The sequence below is a fragment of the Glutamicibacter sp. NPDC087831 genome (assembly GCF_044742845.1).
Classification (GTDB): domain Bacteria; phylum Actinomycetota; class Actinomycetes; order Actinomycetales; family Micrococcaceae; genus Glutamicibacter.
Genome location: NZ_JBIUVH010000004.1, coordinates 333,045 through 348,442, shown reverse-complemented (window position 1 = coordinate 348,442; position 15,398 = coordinate 333,045). Strand labels below are relative to the sequence as shown.

General features: G+C 59.7%; 12 protein-coding genes and 3 tRNA genes. 9 read left to right on the top strand and 6 right to left on the bottom strand.

Annotation, left to right across the window (positions count from 1 at the left end; all coding sequences use genetic code 11):
- Positions 1-4 precede the first annotated feature (4 nt).
- Positions 5-2,092: a prolyl oligopeptidase family protein gene (locus ACIOJF_RS14620; protein WP_402741798.1), complete on the top strand. Its 2,088-nt coding sequence runs from the start codon at positions 5-7 to the stop codon at positions 2,090-2,092.
- Positions 2,093-2,155: 63 nt separating this feature from the next.
- Positions 2,156-2,247 (top strand) — tRNA-Ser (locus tag ACIOJF_RS14615).
- Positions 2,248-2,391: 144 nt separating this feature from the next.
- Here the strand turns inward: ACIOJF_RS14615 and ACIOJF_RS14610 are convergent.
- Together ACIOJF_RS14610 and ACIOJF_RS14605 are read right to left on the bottom strand one after the other, a co-directional pair.
- A complete protein-coding gene (locus ACIOJF_RS14610) occupies positions 2,392-3,309 on the bottom strand; it encodes a hypothetical protein (protein ID WP_105658799.1) in 918 nt (305 codons plus the stop codon).
- A 30-nt stretch (positions 3,310-3,339) separates the two neighbouring features.
- On the bottom strand, positions 3,340-5,460 hold the full coding sequence (locus ACIOJF_RS14605) for an ATP-dependent DNA helicase RecQ (RefSeq protein WP_105662498.1): 2,121 nt from the start codon (positions 5,458-5,460) through the stop codon (positions 3,340-3,342).
- A gap of 167 nt (positions 5,461-5,627) precedes the next feature.
- On the opposite strand from ACIOJF_RS14605, the gene ACIOJF_RS14600 reads away from it, so the two are divergent.
- The 4 genes from ACIOJF_RS14600 to ACIOJF_RS14585 all read left to right on the top strand — a co-directional run bounded on the left by ACIOJF_RS14600 (position 5,628) and on the right by ACIOJF_RS14585 (position 9,402).
- A complete protein-coding gene (locus tag ACIOJF_RS14600) occupies positions 5,628-7,061 on the top strand; it encodes a phosphomannomutase/phosphoglucomutase (protein WP_166650881.1) in 1,434 nt (477 codons plus the stop codon).
- A 12-nt stretch (positions 7,062-7,073) separates the two neighbouring features.
- Positions 7,074-7,544, top strand: a complete 471-nt coding sequence (locus ACIOJF_RS14595; protein ID WP_105658802.1) for a hypothetical protein — start codon at positions 7,074-7,076, stop codon at positions 7,542-7,544.
- A 77-nt stretch (positions 7,545-7,621) separates the two neighbouring features.
- Entirely contained in the window at positions 7,622-8,080 is a 459-nt protein-coding gene (locus tag ACIOJF_RS14590) for an Rrf2 family transcriptional regulator (RefSeq protein WP_105662496.1), read from the top strand.
- 146 nt (positions 8,081-8,226) lie between these two features.
- On the top strand, positions 8,227-9,402 hold the full coding sequence (locus ACIOJF_RS14585) for a globin domain-containing protein (protein WP_402741797.1): 1,176 nt from the start codon (positions 8,227-8,229) through the stop codon (positions 9,400-9,402).
- 68 nt (positions 9,403-9,470) lie between these two features.
- Here ACIOJF_RS14585 and ACIOJF_RS14580 read toward each other — a convergent pair whose 3' ends face one another.
- The 3 genes from ACIOJF_RS14580 to ACIOJF_RS14570 all read right to left on the bottom strand — a co-directional run bounded on the left by ACIOJF_RS14580 (position 9,471) and on the right by ACIOJF_RS14570 (position 13,078).
- Positions 9,471-10,553: an alpha/beta fold hydrolase gene (locus ACIOJF_RS14580; RefSeq protein ID WP_402741796.1), complete on the bottom strand. Its 1,083-nt coding sequence runs from the start codon at positions 10,551-10,553 to the stop codon at positions 9,471-9,473.
- Complete coding sequence (locus ACIOJF_RS14575) at positions 10,550-11,077, bottom strand: PadR family transcriptional regulator (RefSeq protein WP_105658806.1); 528 nt, start codon at positions 11,075-11,077, stop codon at positions 10,550-10,552. Before ACIOJF_RS14575 ends, ACIOJF_RS14580 begins: the two co-directional genes overlap by 4 nt.
- Positions 11,078-11,245: 168 nt before the next feature.
- Positions 11,246-13,078, bottom strand: coding sequence for a phosphoenolpyruvate carboxykinase (GTP) (locus ACIOJF_RS14570; RefSeq protein WP_105658807.1), 1,833 nt, complete (start codon positions 13,076-13,078; stop codon positions 11,246-11,248).
- Positions 13,079-13,395: 317 nt separating this feature from the next.
- On the opposite strand from ACIOJF_RS14570, the gene ACIOJF_RS14565 reads away from it, so the two are divergent.
- From ACIOJF_RS14565 to ACIOJF_RS14555, 3 genes are all read left to right on the top strand, one after another.
- Positions 13,396-13,472: transfer RNA gene (locus ACIOJF_RS14565), tRNA-Arg, on the top strand.
- Between the two features lie 59 nt (positions 13,473-13,531).
- Positions 13,532-14,107: a GNAT family N-acetyltransferase gene (locus ACIOJF_RS14560; RefSeq protein ID WP_332488285.1), complete on the top strand. Its 576-nt coding sequence runs from the start codon at positions 13,532-13,534 to the stop codon at positions 14,105-14,107.
- Positions 14,108-14,208: 101 nt separating this feature from the next.
- Positions 14,209-14,285 (top strand) — tRNA-Arg (locus ACIOJF_RS14555).
- A gap of 76 nt (positions 14,286-14,361) precedes the next feature.
- Here the strand turns inward: ACIOJF_RS14555 and ACIOJF_RS14550 are convergent.
- A complete protein-coding gene (locus ACIOJF_RS14550; RefSeq protein WP_402741795.1) occupies positions 14,362-15,375 on the bottom strand; it encodes a LacI family DNA-binding transcriptional regulator in 1,014 nt (337 codons plus the stop codon).
- Positions 15,376-15,398: the final 23 nt, after the last annotated feature.

Below are 15,398 nucleotides of genomic sequence, written 5' to 3'. Positions count from 1 at the left end.
GGCCATGACTGAGCATGATTCTGAGGTTGCAAGCGCTGATCCGTATTCCTGGCTTGAAGGAATTCACGACGAAACGGCACTCGAATGGGTGCGGGATCAGACCCAGCGTACCGAGTCCGAGCTGTACGACGACTCGTTCCATGCTACTGCGGAGCGGATCAAAACGGTCCTGGATGCCCAAGACCGCATTCCCATGGTGACCAAGCGTGGCGATCACTACTACAACTTCTGGCGCGATTCCGCCCATCGTCTTGGACTTTGGCGTCGCACCACTTGGAATTCCTACCTCAGCGACGACCCGCAGTGGGAAATCCTATTGGATCTTGACCTGCATGCGCAGCTGGAAGGCCACGAATGGCATTTCGCTGGTTCAGCACTCCTGCGTCCAGCGGCCGGTGGCGCCTACCAGCGGGCCCTGCTTCGCTTGAGTCCTGACGGCGGCGACCAGGTGCGCATTCGCGAATTCGATCTGACCTCCAAGAGCTTCGTTGCCGGCGGTTTCGACGTTCCCGTCGCGAAGACCCAAGCCTCGTGGATTGACCACGATACCTTGCTTGTCGGTTCCGCCAGCAGCGAGCAGTTCACGACCCGTTCGACCTACGCGAATACCCTGCGAAGGCTCAGCCGCGGCATGGAGATCGAAGAAGCGCCAATTCTCTTCCAAGTCGATAGAGAACATGTCGCAGCCTTCGGCTACTTCGATTCGACTCCGGGATTCGAACGCGTGGTCACCACTGATGCCATCGACTTCTACAATTCCAATGCCGGTGTCCTCATCGACGGGGAACACCATCTGATCGATGTTCCAACCGATGTGCAGGTCAGCCTGCACCGGCAGTGGGTCATCTTTGCTCCCCAAACCAATTGGGAACACCAGGGCCAGAAGATCGCTGCGGGTTCATTGGCTATCGCCCGGCTGGATAGATTCCTCGAGTCCGGCAGCATCGAGAAGGTTCTCTTCGTCCCGGATGCGCACACTGCGCTGGAATCACTGAGCTTTACCGCCAATTATCTGCTGCTCACCGTATTGTGTGATGTGGCTTCGCAAGTGCGCATTATTGATCTCGCAGATCATTTCAGCCAGTCGGACATGCCGCTGAAGGATCCAATGCTCAGCGTCTCGGTGGGAGCCGTTGATGATGAGGACCCGGAGCATGGCGATGACTATTGGATGACCATCACCGGATTCATTACCCCTACTACCTTGTTGCGCGGCACAGTTGGTTCGGCAGCAAAGGTCGTGAAGAAATCGCCGGATCGCTTTGATGCCGGTGGTTTTGAAGTCACCCAGCATTTTGCGTCCTCTGCGGACGGCACCAGGGTTCCATATTTCCAAGTCGCGGCATCCGACTTGGTTCACGATGGGAAGAACCCGGTGCTGATGGACGGCTACGGCGGTTTCCAGCACAGCATGACTCCTGGCTATGCAGCCGCCATGGGAACCGGTTGGTTATCGCGGCGTAACGTTGAGGGCCGCAAACCGGTATACGTCATGGCCAACATTCGCGGTGGTGGCGAGTACGGGCCGGATTGGCATCGTGCTGCCCTGCGTGAAAAGCGCCATCGTGCCTACGAGGATTTCGCAGCCATCGCCCAGGACCTGGTGGCTCGCCGGGTGACGTCCCGCGTGCATTTGGCCGCGACAGGGCGTTCTAACGGCGGGTTGCTCATGGGCAATATGATCTCTGGCTACCCGCACTTGTTCGGAGCAATTTCCTGCGGCGTCCCGCTATTGGACATGCAGCGCTACACGCAGCTAGCTGCCGGCCATTCCTGGATTGCCGAGTACGGCGACCCGCAGGTTCCCGGGGACTGGGACTTCCTGCGGACTTTCTCCCCCGTGCATCGACTCACCGACCAGCCTCATCCAGCCAATGACTATCCGGCCTCGTTGATTTGGACCACGACTTCTGATGACCGTGTCGGCCCTTCGCAGGCACGCATCATGGCAGCCAAAATGATGGATCTGGGCATTGCCAATGTGCGGTACCACGAGCCACAGGGCGGTGGCCATGCCGGGTCAACGGATAACGAGTCAACCGCCAAAATGCTGGCGACCAGCTACGAATTCCTGTGGCGACAGGTGCGTTAGCTCTCTCGTTTTGGAACACGCGCCCATCTTCGGGTAGGCTAGATTCTGCTGGAAACAGCGGATGGACACGTGCCAGAGCGGCCGAATGGACTTCACTGCTAATGAAGGGTCGGGCTAAAACTCGACCGGGGGTTCAAATCCCCCCGTGTCCGCCAAGAACCCCCTACTCAGGTAGGGGGTTTTTCGTTCATATGGCACTTTTTCGACGAGAACGTTCCGAATACGGTAAATCCCCCGGGTTCACCGATTTTTCGGTGAATCCGGGGGATTTTCAAAACTCCAGGACAGCAGTTTCTCCGCTACTGGTCGTCGCGCTTAACGAAGGTCCGCAGCATGTTCTGCACGATATCCTCTGGCAACGAGGTGTGGCGAACAATGATTTCCGACATCCGGTCCAGATCGGTATCGGCGATTGCGTCGAAGAGCGCTTCGCGGTCAGCTTCTGGAAGTTCGGCAGCATCGAAATGCACTGGACCATCCGGGCCCTGGCCTTCAAAGCGGAAGTCTGCAATATTGCCGTTGGCGCTCGCGCCAGACATGGGAGACGTCGCGATCATGCGTTCCAGGTCTTCGACCGGCAGATCCGTATAGCCGTGCAGGATCTTTGCCGCTTCTTCAAAATTGGAATCCCGCAGCATGGAGAATAGCTGGTCGTATTCATTTGCCGGCAGTTGTTCGCTGGAAAATTCGCGGTTCTCGCCATCAAGTTCGAACGCCATCTTGAAGTGCGTAGCACTTGGTTCCTGAAGGGAACTGAACTGCTCGCTCCATTCCTGGGGTACAACCCAAGTGTCATCGGCAGGTGCTGGTGTGGCATCCTCTGCGGCAGTGGCGGCCGCTTCACGATCTTCGCGCTCAACTTGAGCTTCGAGTTTGTCGCTCAAAGCCTTGATCTCTGCATCATCATTCGGCAATTCCTTGGCAGGGGCTGTCTGCGGGTACTTGTCGAGGCTGCGTACTGCAATCACGCAATCCTTGACCGAGTCGCCAGTAGCAGCGCGGAAATCCTTGACCGCGCCCATGACGTCGCCCTTGGCCAGATTGCGGTACACCGAATTGCGTGAAGCATCATCCAGCCTCGCGTTTGCCGCCTGCGCTGCTTCACGGGAAATCGCCTGCGCGATTTGCGCAGTGTTCTTCTTGCGCAGCGCTTGCAGACCGAAGTAGCCCAGGGCAATCACTGCGATGAGGACAACGAGCCAGATGAGAAATTCCATACTTCCAGACTACTTTGTTTAACTGTGCGATTACCCGGCTACGCCCAAAGTGAAAGGCATGACACCCGGTGCGCCGGCGATGCGCAGGGCCCGCCCAGCCATCGCCATGGACCACCGGGAATCAACCAGATCATCAACTAGCAGCACCGGCCCTGGAGCGTCGGCAATGAGCTGTTCGAGCTGCGTTGGAAGTTCAAAAGCATCGGCAACCGCAGCCACACGGAAAGCGGAATTCCCGCCCGGGCCATTCTGTGGTCCAGCACCGCGATATTCGAGCTGCCCCAGGTAGCGCAACCGCCCCACCTCAGCTAGGCCCTGAGCAAGGGAGGTGATCAGCTGGGGACGCTTATTCGATGGCATGGCTACAACGCCCACTGGACGTTCCTCCCAATTCCATTCGGCAAGCACCTTGATGCACGCATCGAACATCGCCTTGTCGATAGGGGAATCGGTGGGGTCGGCAAAGAGCTGGCGCAATCGGTTGCCCCACCCCAGGTCGGTCAGGCGAGCCAGCGCCCGGCCCGTGGCCACCTGCTCGTCAATAGCGATTTTGCCCTTGAGCGTGTACCCCAGCCGGTCCAGTCCCGAAGGGTACAGCTTGCGCGGTTCAATAGGAACTCCCACCCGTCCAAGTGCCGCCTGCGCGCTGTCCTTCGAATCGTCAGGAATATGGTCGTCAAACCAAACGCCAGCGCAGTTGTCGCACCGGCCGCAGGGAGCAGACTGGGGATCATCCAAGGCGTCGGTCAGAAACTGCATGCGGCATCCGCGAGTGTTCTCGTAACTGACCATGAGGTTTTGTTCATGGATCCGGCTCTGCGCCACTCGCTTGTACCGATCGGCATCATAGGTCCATGGCATGTCGGTGCGCATCCAGCCGCCGGCAACACGCTCCACCGCACCATCCACGGCCAGCACCTTCAGCAACAGCTCAAGTGGCGAGCGGCGAAGGTTCACGGCGCTTTCCAGCGCCGGGACGCTCATCGCACCGTCGGTCTTGGCCAAGGCCTCGAGCACCTGGGTGGCGCGTATCTGGTCCGGCATGGAGCTGGTGGCGAAGTATTCCCAGATTTCCGAGTCGTCAGGCCCGGGCAGCAGCAGGACATCTGCGTTGATGCTCCCACGCCCGGCACGGCCCACCTGCTGGTAGTAGGCCACGGGCGAGCTGGGGGCACCGATGTGCAAGACGAAACCGAGGTCTGGCTTGTCAAAGCCCATGCCCAAGGCGCTCGTGGCGATCAGCGCTTTCACTTCGTTATTCTTCAACGCTTGTTCAAGGCGTTCGCGTTCTTCCAAATCGGTGCGCCCGGTGTAGGCAGCAACTTCGTGCCCGGCATCCTTGAGCAGGCGAGCAATATCCTCGGCCGCAGAAACCGTCAGGGTGTAGATAATGCCCGAGCCCTTGAAGTCCTCGATGTGGCTGAGCAACCAGGCTAACTGCATGCGCGGCGAAGCCAGACGCAGGACACCTAGGCGCAGCGAGTCGCGAGCCAGGGTGCCGCGCAGCGTGAAGACCTCCTCGGTGCCGCCGGCCAGCTGTTCGGCAACGTCCTGGACTACTCGGCTGTTCGCTGTTGCAGTGGTCGCCAAAACCGGGAGGCCCTGAGGCAATCGGGCGATCAGGTCCCGGATGCGGCGGTAATCCGGGCGGAAATCGTGGCCCCAGTCCGAAATGCAGTGCGCCTCGTCGATGACCAGCAGGCCCAAGCGCTGCATCAACATCGGCAACTGCTGCTCGCGGAAGGATGGATTGTTCAAACGCTCCGGGGACACCAGCAGCACATCGAGCTCATTGCGTTGCAGCTTTTCGAGGATTTCACGCCATTCGAGCACATTGGCCGAATTGATGGCCGCAGCGCGGACTCCAGCACGCTCCGCGGCCGCAACCTGGTCGCGCATCAATGCCAGCAGCGGGGAAACGATCAGTGTTGGCCCGTAGCCCTGTTCTCGCAGCAGCAGGGAAGCGATGAAGTACACGGCGGACTTGCCCCAGCCGGTACGCTGGACGACCAGTGCGCGGCGCCGCTCGGCCACCAGTGCGCTGATCGCTTCATACTGGCCATCATGGAACTGCGCGTCCGGGTTTTGCACCAGTGCGCGCAGTTTCTGCAGTGCCAGCGTTTTCAGATCCACTTGCGTTGAGCCATCCATGCCTCCAGTATTTCAGTTCCTGCCCACGATTTAGCCCGTGGCGTCCGCTAATTGTGGATGAGCTCTCGCAAGCTGCGGTGCCGGCAGGGGAAAATAGCTGAAATGTTAGGCATTTCCCATCCGCAATCGCCTAGTTCTCAATGATTTGAATCAGTCAAACCGGTAGGCTGAAAGGCGTGAGTGAAGAAATTGATCTTAATCAGAGCTTTAAGGCCTACGACGTACGCGGCGTAGTCGGCGAGAACCTGGATGCCGAAGCAATTGAAGCCATCGGCGCGGCCTTTGTCGACGTCCTGTCCCTGTCCGGCAAGGAAGTACTGGTTGGCGGTGACATGCGCCCGTCTTCCGCAGAATTCGCCCAAGCCTTCGCTCGTGGCGCCACCTACCGCGGCGCCAACGTGATCATGCTCGGATTGATCTCCACCGATGAGCTGTACTTCGCATCGGGCAAGCTCAATGCCGCCGGTGTTGTCTTCACCGCCAGCCACAATCCCGCCCAGTACAACGGCATCAAGATGTCCAAGTCTGGCGCCCGCCCGATTTCTTCGGCTACCGGTCTTTTCGACATTCGCGACCTGGCCCAGCAGTACCTTGACGAGGGACTGCCGGTCTCCGGTGACGCCCCGCAGGGCAGCATCAGCGAGCGCGACGTGCTGGCCGACTATGCAGCTTACCTGCGAGAATTGGTGGACTTGTCGGGCATTCGTCCGCTGAAGATCGTGGTGGATGCCGGTAACGGTATGGGCGGCATGACTACCCCTGCAGTTCTTGGGGGCACGGTGCTCGCTGAGCTGCCGCTCGAAATTGTCCCGCTGTATTTCGAGCTGGATGGCACTTTCCCCAACCACCCGGCCAATCCGCTGGAACCGGAAAACCTCAAGGACCTGCAATCCGCAGTATTGGAGCATGGGGCCGATCTCGGCCTGGCTTTCGACGGCGATGCCGACCGCTGCTTCGTGATCGACGAGCGCGGGCTGCCGCTGTCCCCTTCGGCTATCACCGCACTGGTCGCGGTGCGCGAAATCGCCCGTGTGCAGGCAGCTGGCGAAGAGTCCCCGGTGATCATCCACAACTTGATCACTTCCAAGGCAGTGCCTGAATTCGTCGCCAAGTCCGGTGGCGTTCCGGTGATGACCCGCGTAGGCCACTCCTTCATCAAGGCTGAAATGGCTTCCCAGGGCGCGGTCTTCGGAGGCGAGCATTCCGCCCACTACTACTTCCGCGACTTCTACAATGCCGATACCGGCATGCTCGCTGCCATGCATGTGCTGGCCGCCTTGGGCGAGCAGGAACTGCCGCTCTCCGAGCTGGGTGCCGAATACGAACCCTACGCTGCCACCGGTGAAATCAATTCAGAGGTCGAGGACAAGGCAGGTGCTACTGCCCGGGTCGTGTCGCATTTCCAAGACCAGCCAGTAGAAGTGATCACCATGGACGGCACGACCATTTCAGCGGCCGATGGCAGCTGGTGGATCAATCTGCGCCCATCGAATACCGAACCATTCCTGCGTTTCAACGGCGAAGGCCGGACCGCAGAAATCATTGAGCCCATCCGCGATGCCGTTCTGGCTATCGTGCGTGAAAAGAACGTCACCAACTAGCAAAGGGAAGACATGAACCTCGAAGAACTGGATGAGGGCGTCAAGGACGCGCTGAACAAGGTCTTGGGCACCGCCCTGGGCGTGGCCCGCGAACAGCTCGAAGAGCAGGGCGTGTTCCTGCCTTTTGCGATCGCGCTGGAGCCGAAGGAAGAGGAAGACGAGCCGGAGCTGCGCTTGATCGCTGTTCCGCCAACGGATGATCCTGAGGATCCGGAAGCCGACATCGACACCGAAGCCATGGTTGCGGACCTGATGCAGGTGCTGAACCAGCAGGGCACCCACTTCCAGGCGATCGCCGTCGCCTCGGATGTGCTGCTCCAGGAAAACGACCAGGACGCCATCCACATTGTGGCCGAGCACCGTGTCGGTGCGGCCTTGGCCATCGTGCAGCCGTACACCATGCCTGCAGAGCCAGGCGGCGAATGGATCTTCGACGAGCCAGCGGCAGAGTCGGCGGAAGCCATTTGGGCCAACGCGCTCTAGACCGCAGTTGGTGATTCCGGGGTCGGCATAGTCACTCTGCTGACCCCGGAAGGCTTTTCCCACGTAAAGTAGGAATCATGAAACTCAGTGCCTTCACCGACGTATGCTTGCGAACCGTCATGGTCCTTGCAACGCCCGGCACCGGGCAACTGACCAGCCGCCAGATCGCCGAGTCCGTGGGGGTTCCCTACAACCACGTTGCCAAAGCCGTCCTGGAACTGCGCACGCTGGGAATCCTGCAGGTCACCCGCGGCCGCAATGGCGGCGCGCAGCTGAGCGATGGAGCACTGGATTTTTCCCTCGGCTCACTGCTGCGCAAGTTGGACAAGCGCACCGATATTGTGGATTGCTCCGATCATGACGCGCAATCCAACTGCCCGCTTTCGGGCAGCTGCCGCTTGCGGGCAGTCTTCCGGCAGGCCCGCGAAGCTTTCTACGCTTCACTGGACCCGCTGACCATCCAGGACATCTGCCCGGCATCATCCGCGATGCCCTTCACGGCGCTCCCCTTCCCTACGGTGCGCGCCCTTTCCTGATTCCCCTGCGGCCCCCGGGGGTCGCATCGCCGATTTCTGTTACGAATACCGGCCGGTGGATTTGCAATCCTTTTCTACTAGGCGTAGAAATGAATCATAAATCTTGTATCTGGAATACAAGTTATCGCCTACTCCAAGGAGACCCGATGCTGTCCACGAAGTCCTTCCCGGTCGTTGAAGCCACGTTGCCAATCATCGCAGAGCGCATTTCCAGCATTACCCCGAACTTCTACAACCGCCTGTTCACCGCTCACCCGGAACTGCTCGACGGAATCTTCTCCCGTTCGAACCAGAAGAACGGCACCCAGCAGCAGGCCTTGGCGGGATCCATCGCAGTCTTCGCAACCTACTTGGTCAAGTACCCGGGCACCACTCCGGAAACCATGCTCGCGCGCGTAGCCCACAAGCACGCTTCCCTCGGTGTCGCCGAGGAGCAGTACCCCATCGTCTACAAGCACCTCTTCGACGCCATCGCCGAAGACCTGGGCGAGGCGCTGACTCCGCAGATCGCCGAGGCCTGGACCGAGGTCTACTGGCTGATGGCCCACGCGCTGGTCAAGATCGAGAAAGGCTTGTACGCGCAGCAGGCCAACGCCGAGATCTACACCCCGTGGAAGCTTGTCGAGCGCATCGAAACCGGCGTTGATTCGGTCTGCTTCAGCTTCGAGCCAGCTGACCGGACCCCTGCCACCGTCGCCAAGCCGGGCCAATTCGTTTCGGTCCGCATGCCGATGGCCGACGGCCTGCGCCAGGTCCGCCAGTACACCTTGAGCGGCGACATCGAGCGAACCGACCGCCGCACCGTCACGGTCAAACTGGATGTGAACGGCGAATTCTCCCCGGTGATCCACCATGGCCTGAAACTCGGCGACGTGGTGGAGCTATCGAATCCGTATGGCGACCTGGTCATCGATGACGATGGCTCGCCGCTGGTGATCGCCACCGCCGGAATCGGCTGCACCCCGAGTGCGGCCGCGTTGCAGACCCTGGCCGCACGCGGCTCCACCCGCAAGGTCACCGTGCTGCACGCAGACCAGACGGCCACCGCCTGGCCATTGCGCGAGCAGATGCTCGAATCCATCGGCAAGCTGCCAGAAGCCACCATCGGCACCTGGTTCGAACGCGGGGAATTGCCGGAGGGGCTGAACGCCACGTCCGGCTACATGGATCTCGCCGGCGCACTGACCGGGAATGCCCAGGTCTACTTGTGCGGCCCGCTGCCATTCATGCATGCAATGCGCAACCAGGCGCTGGAAGCCGGCATCCCGGCCGAGCGTATCCACTACGAACTCTTCGGCCCGGATGTATGGCTCGCTGCCTAGCTTCCTGGTGACAGAGCCGTGCTGCAGGTGGATCGATGGGGAATCCGCCTGCAGCACTTTTTTTGCCTTTATTTTCCGGTATCCGCAGGAGAATCCGGCTTGCCGCCCTGTTTCGGTGCCTTCTTCTTCAAATCGAACTTTTTCGGGTCCAGCTTTCGAGGATCGATTTTCCCGGCGAACCTGCCAGGCTTCTTCTGTCCGGCTTCTTGAGCTGGCGGCGTGGGCTCCCCGGCTTCCAGGTCCTGATTCGCCGGCGCTTCAGCGGCTTGTTCCACCGGTGTTGCTTTCGCGCCGGGTGCCGGCTTCGCAGCCTGCGGATCAACTAGGATCTGGTGCAGACCCGCATCGGAAATCCACTTGCGCAGCACCGAGTTGAACAGGATCGGGTTCTCGATATTCCATTGGTGGTGCATGCCCGGAACCACGCGCGTGATCACCTGCGGGAGCCTTGCGCGCAGCGCGTCAAAGGATTTCTGCACAACTTTGGGCTCTTTGGCTCCAGCGAGGGCCAGTACCGGGCCCCGGTAGGAGCCGAGCTTCTGCGGCAATCCCCCTGGGTCCATCTCGTCCATGATGGCCCGCATGTTCTCGGCTTTGAGCTTCACGCCGTGCTCGGTGAACAGCTCGCGCTCATCATCCACCATTCCGTAGGCACCAGCCTGGAAACGCCAGAACCACTCGCTGCCAATGAGCTTGAGCTGCATCCGTTGGAAAGCCCGGGCCGCCTGGCCCACACCGGTCACCGGAGTGCCGGTAATCAGCACGGAGTCAACGAGCTCCGGATGCCGTGCGGCCACGTGCAAAGCAATCACTCCGCCCAGGGAAATGCCAACCAGGTGCACGCCGCCTTCGGAAACCTCGTCGGCGATCAAGGCTGCGACATCATCGGCGGCGGATTCCAGGCCATCCCAGGTCTCCTCGAACCGGGCGCCAAAGGCCGGCAGGTGCAGAGTCAGGATGTTGCAGTCGCCAAAGGCCAGAACCTGCGGGTCCCAGCTCCAGTTGCCGACGTTTCCGCCGTGGAGGAAGACCAGGGTCTTCATCGACCGTTGCCCATCGTGATGCCGCCCGGGATGCACTTCCGGATAATCGGTGGCATCGCGCCCGGCACCGCTTGCAGGGGTCTTGTTCTGGTCTTTGGCTGCAGTCATGGCAAGTACTCCAATACCGCGTCGAGCCATTCCAGCTCCGCGGCTTGTTGTCGGATTGCATGGTCAAGTGTGGCAGCCATCAGGAAGCTGCGACGGTCCGCAGCGGCTCGCATGTCAATGCCTTCGCGCTGGGAGAGGTAGTCATCGAGGATGAACTGCGTGGCTTGGCGGCGTTCCTCCAGCAAGCTCTGGATATCATCGCGTTCGAGTTCGGCGGCGAAGAACACCTGCCCCATGAAGGGATCACGCTCGGGAGACTGCACCGCACCAGCAGAAAGCCACTGGGCCAGTGCCGCACGTCCCGTTTCCGTGATGTGGTGCTCCTGGCGGTCAGGGTAATTCGACTGCGCGACGGTGCGCACGGTGGCATACCCCTTGTCCACCAGCTGCGCCAAAGTGCGATAGATCTGCGCCTTGTCTGCGTTCCAGAAGTGGTTAATAGAGGAGTCAAAGTGCTTCTTGAGCTCGTAGCCAGTCATGGGCGACAAGCACAGCAGCCCGAGAATCAATCGTGCCAAAACCATAGAGCAATCTTTTCATAAATAGTTGATTTTGCACCCACTTTGCCCCGGCGTGTGGAAACTGTACCCGGATTGTGACAATTCCTCCGTGGCGCACGAGAACGCCCCGGCGACTGGAATTCCAGTCACCGGGGCGTTCCCATGTGCGGATCTGCTGGAGATCCTAGTCAACTACGCGTTCAGGCGATCCTTCAAGCCGTCGAGCTCTGCACGCAGCGAAGCCGGCAGCGCATCGCCGAACTTGGCGTACCACTCTTCGATGGCCTCGACTTCGGTAGCCCATTCATCCTTGTTGACAGCTACTGCCGCTTCAACGTCGGCTGGGGTGAACCCTTCAAGGCCAGCCAAATCCAGGGACTCGCCGGTCGGGACGTTTCCGATGATGGTTTCCCGGGCGTCCGCGGTGCCTTCGATACGCTCGACAGCCCACTTGAGCACACGCGAATTGTCGCCGAACCCTGGCCACGCGAAGCCACCGTCAGCCGTGCGGCGGAACCAGTTGACCAGGAAGATCTTCGGCATCTGCTCTGGGTTGAGCTTGTTCGAGATCTTGTCCCAGTGGTTCAGGTAGTCGCCTGCGTTGTAGCCGATGAATGGCAGCATCGCCATCGGGTCACGGCGAATCACTCCGGTCGCACCTGCAGCGGCTGCGGTGGTCTCGGAGGAAAGGGTCGAACCCATGAAGATGCCGTTGGTCCAGCTGCGGGCTTCGGTCACCAGCGGAATGGTGGTCTTGCGGCGGCCGCCGAAGAGGATCGCATCGATCTTCACGCCGTTAGGCGAGTAGTAGTCCTCGGAAAGCATGTCGACCTGGTCGATCGGGGTGCAGAAGCGCGAATTAGGGTGCGCTGCCGGACGACCGGATTCAGGAGTCCAGTCGTTGCCCAACCAGTCGGTCAGGTGCGCAGGAGCCTCGTCGGTCATGCCCTCCCACCAGACGCCGCCGTCATCGGTCAGCGCAACATTGGTGAAGATGTTGTTGCCCTTGGAGATGGCGCGCATCGCGTTCGGGTTGGTGGACCAGCCGGTGCCTGGCGCCACGCCGAACAGGCCGTATTCGGGGTTAACGCCGCGCAGCTCGCCGTCCTTGCCGATGCGCATCCAGTTGATGTCATCGCCCAGGGTCTCAGTCTTCCAGCCTTCAATGGTTGGATCCAGCAGCGCCAGGTTGGTCTTGCCGCAGGCCGACGGGAATGCCGCGGCAATATGGTACGACTTGTTCTGCGGGCTGGTCAGCTTCAGGATGAGCATGTGCTCTGCGAGCCAGCCTTCATCGCGGGCCATCGCCGAGGCGATGCGCAGCGAGTAGCACTTCTTGCCCAGCAGCGCGTTGCCGCCGTAGCCCGAACCGTAGGACATGATGGCGCGCTCTTCGGGGAAGTGCACGATCCACTTGTCTTCGTTGCATGGCCAGGCAACATCTTCCTGGCCCGGCTCCAGGGGTGCACCTACCGAGTGCAGCGCTGGAACGAAGAATGCGTCCTCGGCTTCCATCTTGCGCAGTACTTCATTGCCGATCTTGGCCATGATGCGCATCGAGGCAACGACGTAGGCGGAATCGGTGATCTCCACGCCGTAGGCAGGCACTTCCGCGTTCAGCGGGCCCATGACGAATGGGATGACGTACATGGTGCGTCCGCGCATCGAGCCATCGAACAGGCCGCTGAGCATGGACTTCATCTTGGTTGGGTCTTCCCAATTATTGGTGAAGCCTGCATCTTCTTCCTTTTCGGAGCAGATGAAGGTGCGCTCTTCGACTCGGGCCACATCCTTGGGGTCCGAGAAACCAGCGTAAGAGTTAGGGAAGTTCGGATCGGTCAGCTTGACCAAGGTGCCGGCTTCAACCAGCTCGGCAGTCAGGCGATCATTTTCTTCAGCTGACCCATCAACCCAATAAACACGATCCGGCTTCGTCAGTGCGGCAACTTCCTCAACCCAGGATGCCAACTTCTCGTGCGAAGTAGGTGCTGCGCTGATAACGTTCTGATCCGAGCTCGTGCTCATTATCCATTCCCTCCATTGGGCTGAACTTGCAATAAATCAAGGCTATTAGGTGCTCAACTCCAGCGCCGTGTGATCGAAACCTCATGAAAGTGAAACCCGGAGGACCAGAAGGAAAAAATTCCCGAAATTCCGGGGGTTGGTCTAAACGAATTGACTCGATTATGTGACGAAGGTCACGTAGACCGGTACCCTTTCAACGTCTTCACATAACCTTATGTTCATCTGGACCCACTAGCTTTACCCGTCGATTTGTACAGCGCGAAATCGACCTGTATAGTTATTCGAGGTTCGTGAGAACAAGCCACACAAAAGAATATGCGCCCATAGCTCAGCTGGATAGAGCGTCTGTCTACGGAACAGAAGGTCAGGGGTTCGAATCCCTTTGGGCGCACCAACTGAAAAATTCCCACTCGCTCGAGTGGGAATTTTTTGTTTCCCCCAAAGGATTGCCCGATGACACAGCTTGCTCTAGGCGGCCAGCTCAGCCTGCGCCTGCTGGAAGTCGCCGACGCAAAGCAAGTCGCTGAGTCCTACCAGCGCAATCGACAGCACCTGGAGCCCTGGGAGCCGGCTCGCCCCGCAGAATTCTTCACCGAGACGCGGCAAGCGGCACACCTCGCAGCCGCCTCAGAAGCTCGCCGAAGCGGATTGGCCTTTCCCTTCGGGCTCTTCGAACGGGATGCGCTCATCGGACGCTTTAATATCAGCGGAGTGGCCCGTGGCGCATTCCAAAGCGCCAGCCTGGGCTACTGGATCGATCATGAATACACCGGGCGGGGCTTGGCTTCCCGAGCCGTGGCCACCTTGCGCACGGTGGCGCTCAACGATCTGGGCTTGCACCGGCTGGAAGCCAGTACGCTCCCCCACAATTACGGCTCGCAGCGCGTTCTTGAAAAGAACGGCTTCGTCCGAATTGGCATGGCGCCGAACTATCTGGAGATCGAAGGACGCTGGCAGAACCACAACCTCTACCAAGCGATCTTGCACGATCATTCGGCTTCCAATCCCAGTGATTCCGTAGTCGACTAGTTATTTTGTGAATCACGGCACTTTTTGCTGTTTTGGTTCTTGCTCCCCGGAAATCTCGTGTAAAGTTATTCAAGTCGTCAAGACGGCTAATAAATGAATATGCGCCCATAGCTCAGCTGGATAGAGCGTCTGTCTACGGAACAGAAGGTCAGGGGTTCGAATCCCTTTGGGCGCACCAACTGAAAATTCCCACTCGATCGAGTGGGAATTTTTTGTCAAATCCCGGCGGGGAACGGCAGCGGTGCCGCAACAGACTAGTGCGAAGCGCGCAACACCAATTTCGTGTCCATGATGCTCCACTCGGGTACCTGTTCTCCGTTGATGCGTTTGATCAACAGTTCCGCCATGATTTCGCCCTGGCGCTCCGGGTTCTGCGCAATGGTCGTCAACGGCGGTGTCGAGCTTCGCGCGAAAGAGTCATCATCAACGGACGTTACCGAAATGTCCTCCGGCACTTTCACACCAGCTTCCCCTAGGGCCTGCAAAGCTCCGAAGCCCATCTGGGCACTGGCGGCAAACAGGCCGTCTACCGCAACATCCGCGTCCAGCAGCTGCTGCATGATGCGCCGTCCGCTAGCCGGTGTGAAGTCGCCGATCTCAATAGCCGCAGGCTCCAGGCCCGCGCGTTCAACTGCCTGCTTGAATCCCACCAAACGGTCCAGTCCCGCGCCCATGTCCTGTGGCCCGGCAATAATTGCCAGCTTGGTGCGCCCCTGGCCAAGGATGACCTCAGTCGCTTGCCTGGCGGCGGCGATGTTGTCGATGTCGACAATATAGATGTCCTTTTGATCAGTGCTCATGGTGCGTCCGCCATAAACCATGGGCAGCACAGTTCCGAGATCCGCATAGGAACGGTCATCCGCGTGGTGCGAAAGCACCAGCGCGCCATCCACATTGCTGCCTTGCAAGTAACGGGTGGTTTTCACCGGATCCGCTTCGGTAGACAGCAGCAAGGTGAGCATGAATTCGGTATCGGCCAGGTACTGGGCAGCGCCCTGGACGACCTTGGCGAAGTACGGGTCTGCGAAGAACTTCGCGGTGTTCTCGGGAACCACCAAGGCGATGGAATTGGTCCGGCCCTGCGCCAGGGAACGGGCGGCACGGTTAGGCACGTAGTTCAATTCGCGGATCGCCAATTCAACAGCCTTGCGTGCCCCCGGCTTCACCCGATCCGAGCCATTCACTACACGGGAGACCGTAGCCCGTGAGACACCTGCGCGTTCTGCCACCAACTCGAGGGTCGGTTTCGGGCTCCGCGCTTCGTGCATGATCATGATCTTTATCCAGGTGC

What these genes read in the sequence shown, in the direction of transcription:
- ACIOJF_RS14585 (WP_402741797.1), top strand. Translation starts at nt 8,227, where the DNA reads ATGCTGTCCACGAAGTCCTTCCCGGTCGTTGAAGCCACGTTGCCAATC.
- ACIOJF_RS14610 (WP_105658799.1), bottom strand. Translation starts at nt 3,309, where the DNA reads ATGGAATTTCTCATCTGGCTCGTTGTCCTCATCGCAGTGATTGCCCTG.
- ACIOJF_RS14605 (WP_105662498.1), bottom strand. Translation starts at nt 5,460, where the DNA reads ATGGATGGCTCAACGCAAGTGGATCTGAAAACGCTGGCACTGCAGAAA.
- ACIOJF_RS14560 (WP_332488285.1), top strand. Translation starts at nt 13,532, where the DNA reads ATGACACAGCTTGCTCTAGGCGGCCAGCTCAGCCTGCGCCTGCTGGAA.
- ACIOJF_RS14580 (WP_402741796.1), bottom strand. Translation starts at nt 10,553, where the DNA reads ATGACTGCAGCCAAAGACCAGAACAAGACCCCTGCAAGCGGTGCCGGG.
- ACIOJF_RS14575 (WP_105658806.1), bottom strand. Translation starts at nt 11,077, where the DNA reads ATGGTTTTGGCACGATTGATTCTCGGGCTGCTGTGCTTGTCGCCCATG.
- ACIOJF_RS14570 (WP_105658807.1), bottom strand. Translation starts at nt 13,078, where the DNA reads ATGAGCACGAGCTCGGATCAGAACGTTATCAGCGCAGCACCTACTTCG.
- ACIOJF_RS14620 (WP_402741798.1), top strand. Translation starts at nt 5, where the DNA reads ATGACTGAGCATGATTCTGAGGTTGCAAGCGCTGATCCGTATTCCTGG.
- ACIOJF_RS14595 (WP_105658802.1), top strand. Translation starts at nt 7,074, where the DNA reads ATGAACCTCGAAGAACTGGATGAGGGCGTCAAGGACGCGCTGAACAAG.
- ACIOJF_RS14590 (WP_105662496.1), top strand. Translation starts at nt 7,622, where the DNA reads ATGAAACTCAGTGCCTTCACCGACGTATGCTTGCGAACCGTCATGGTC.
- ACIOJF_RS14550 (WP_402741795.1), bottom strand. Translation starts at nt 15,375, where the DNA reads ATGCACGAAGCGCGGAGCCCGAAACCGACCCTCGAGTTGGTGGCAGAA.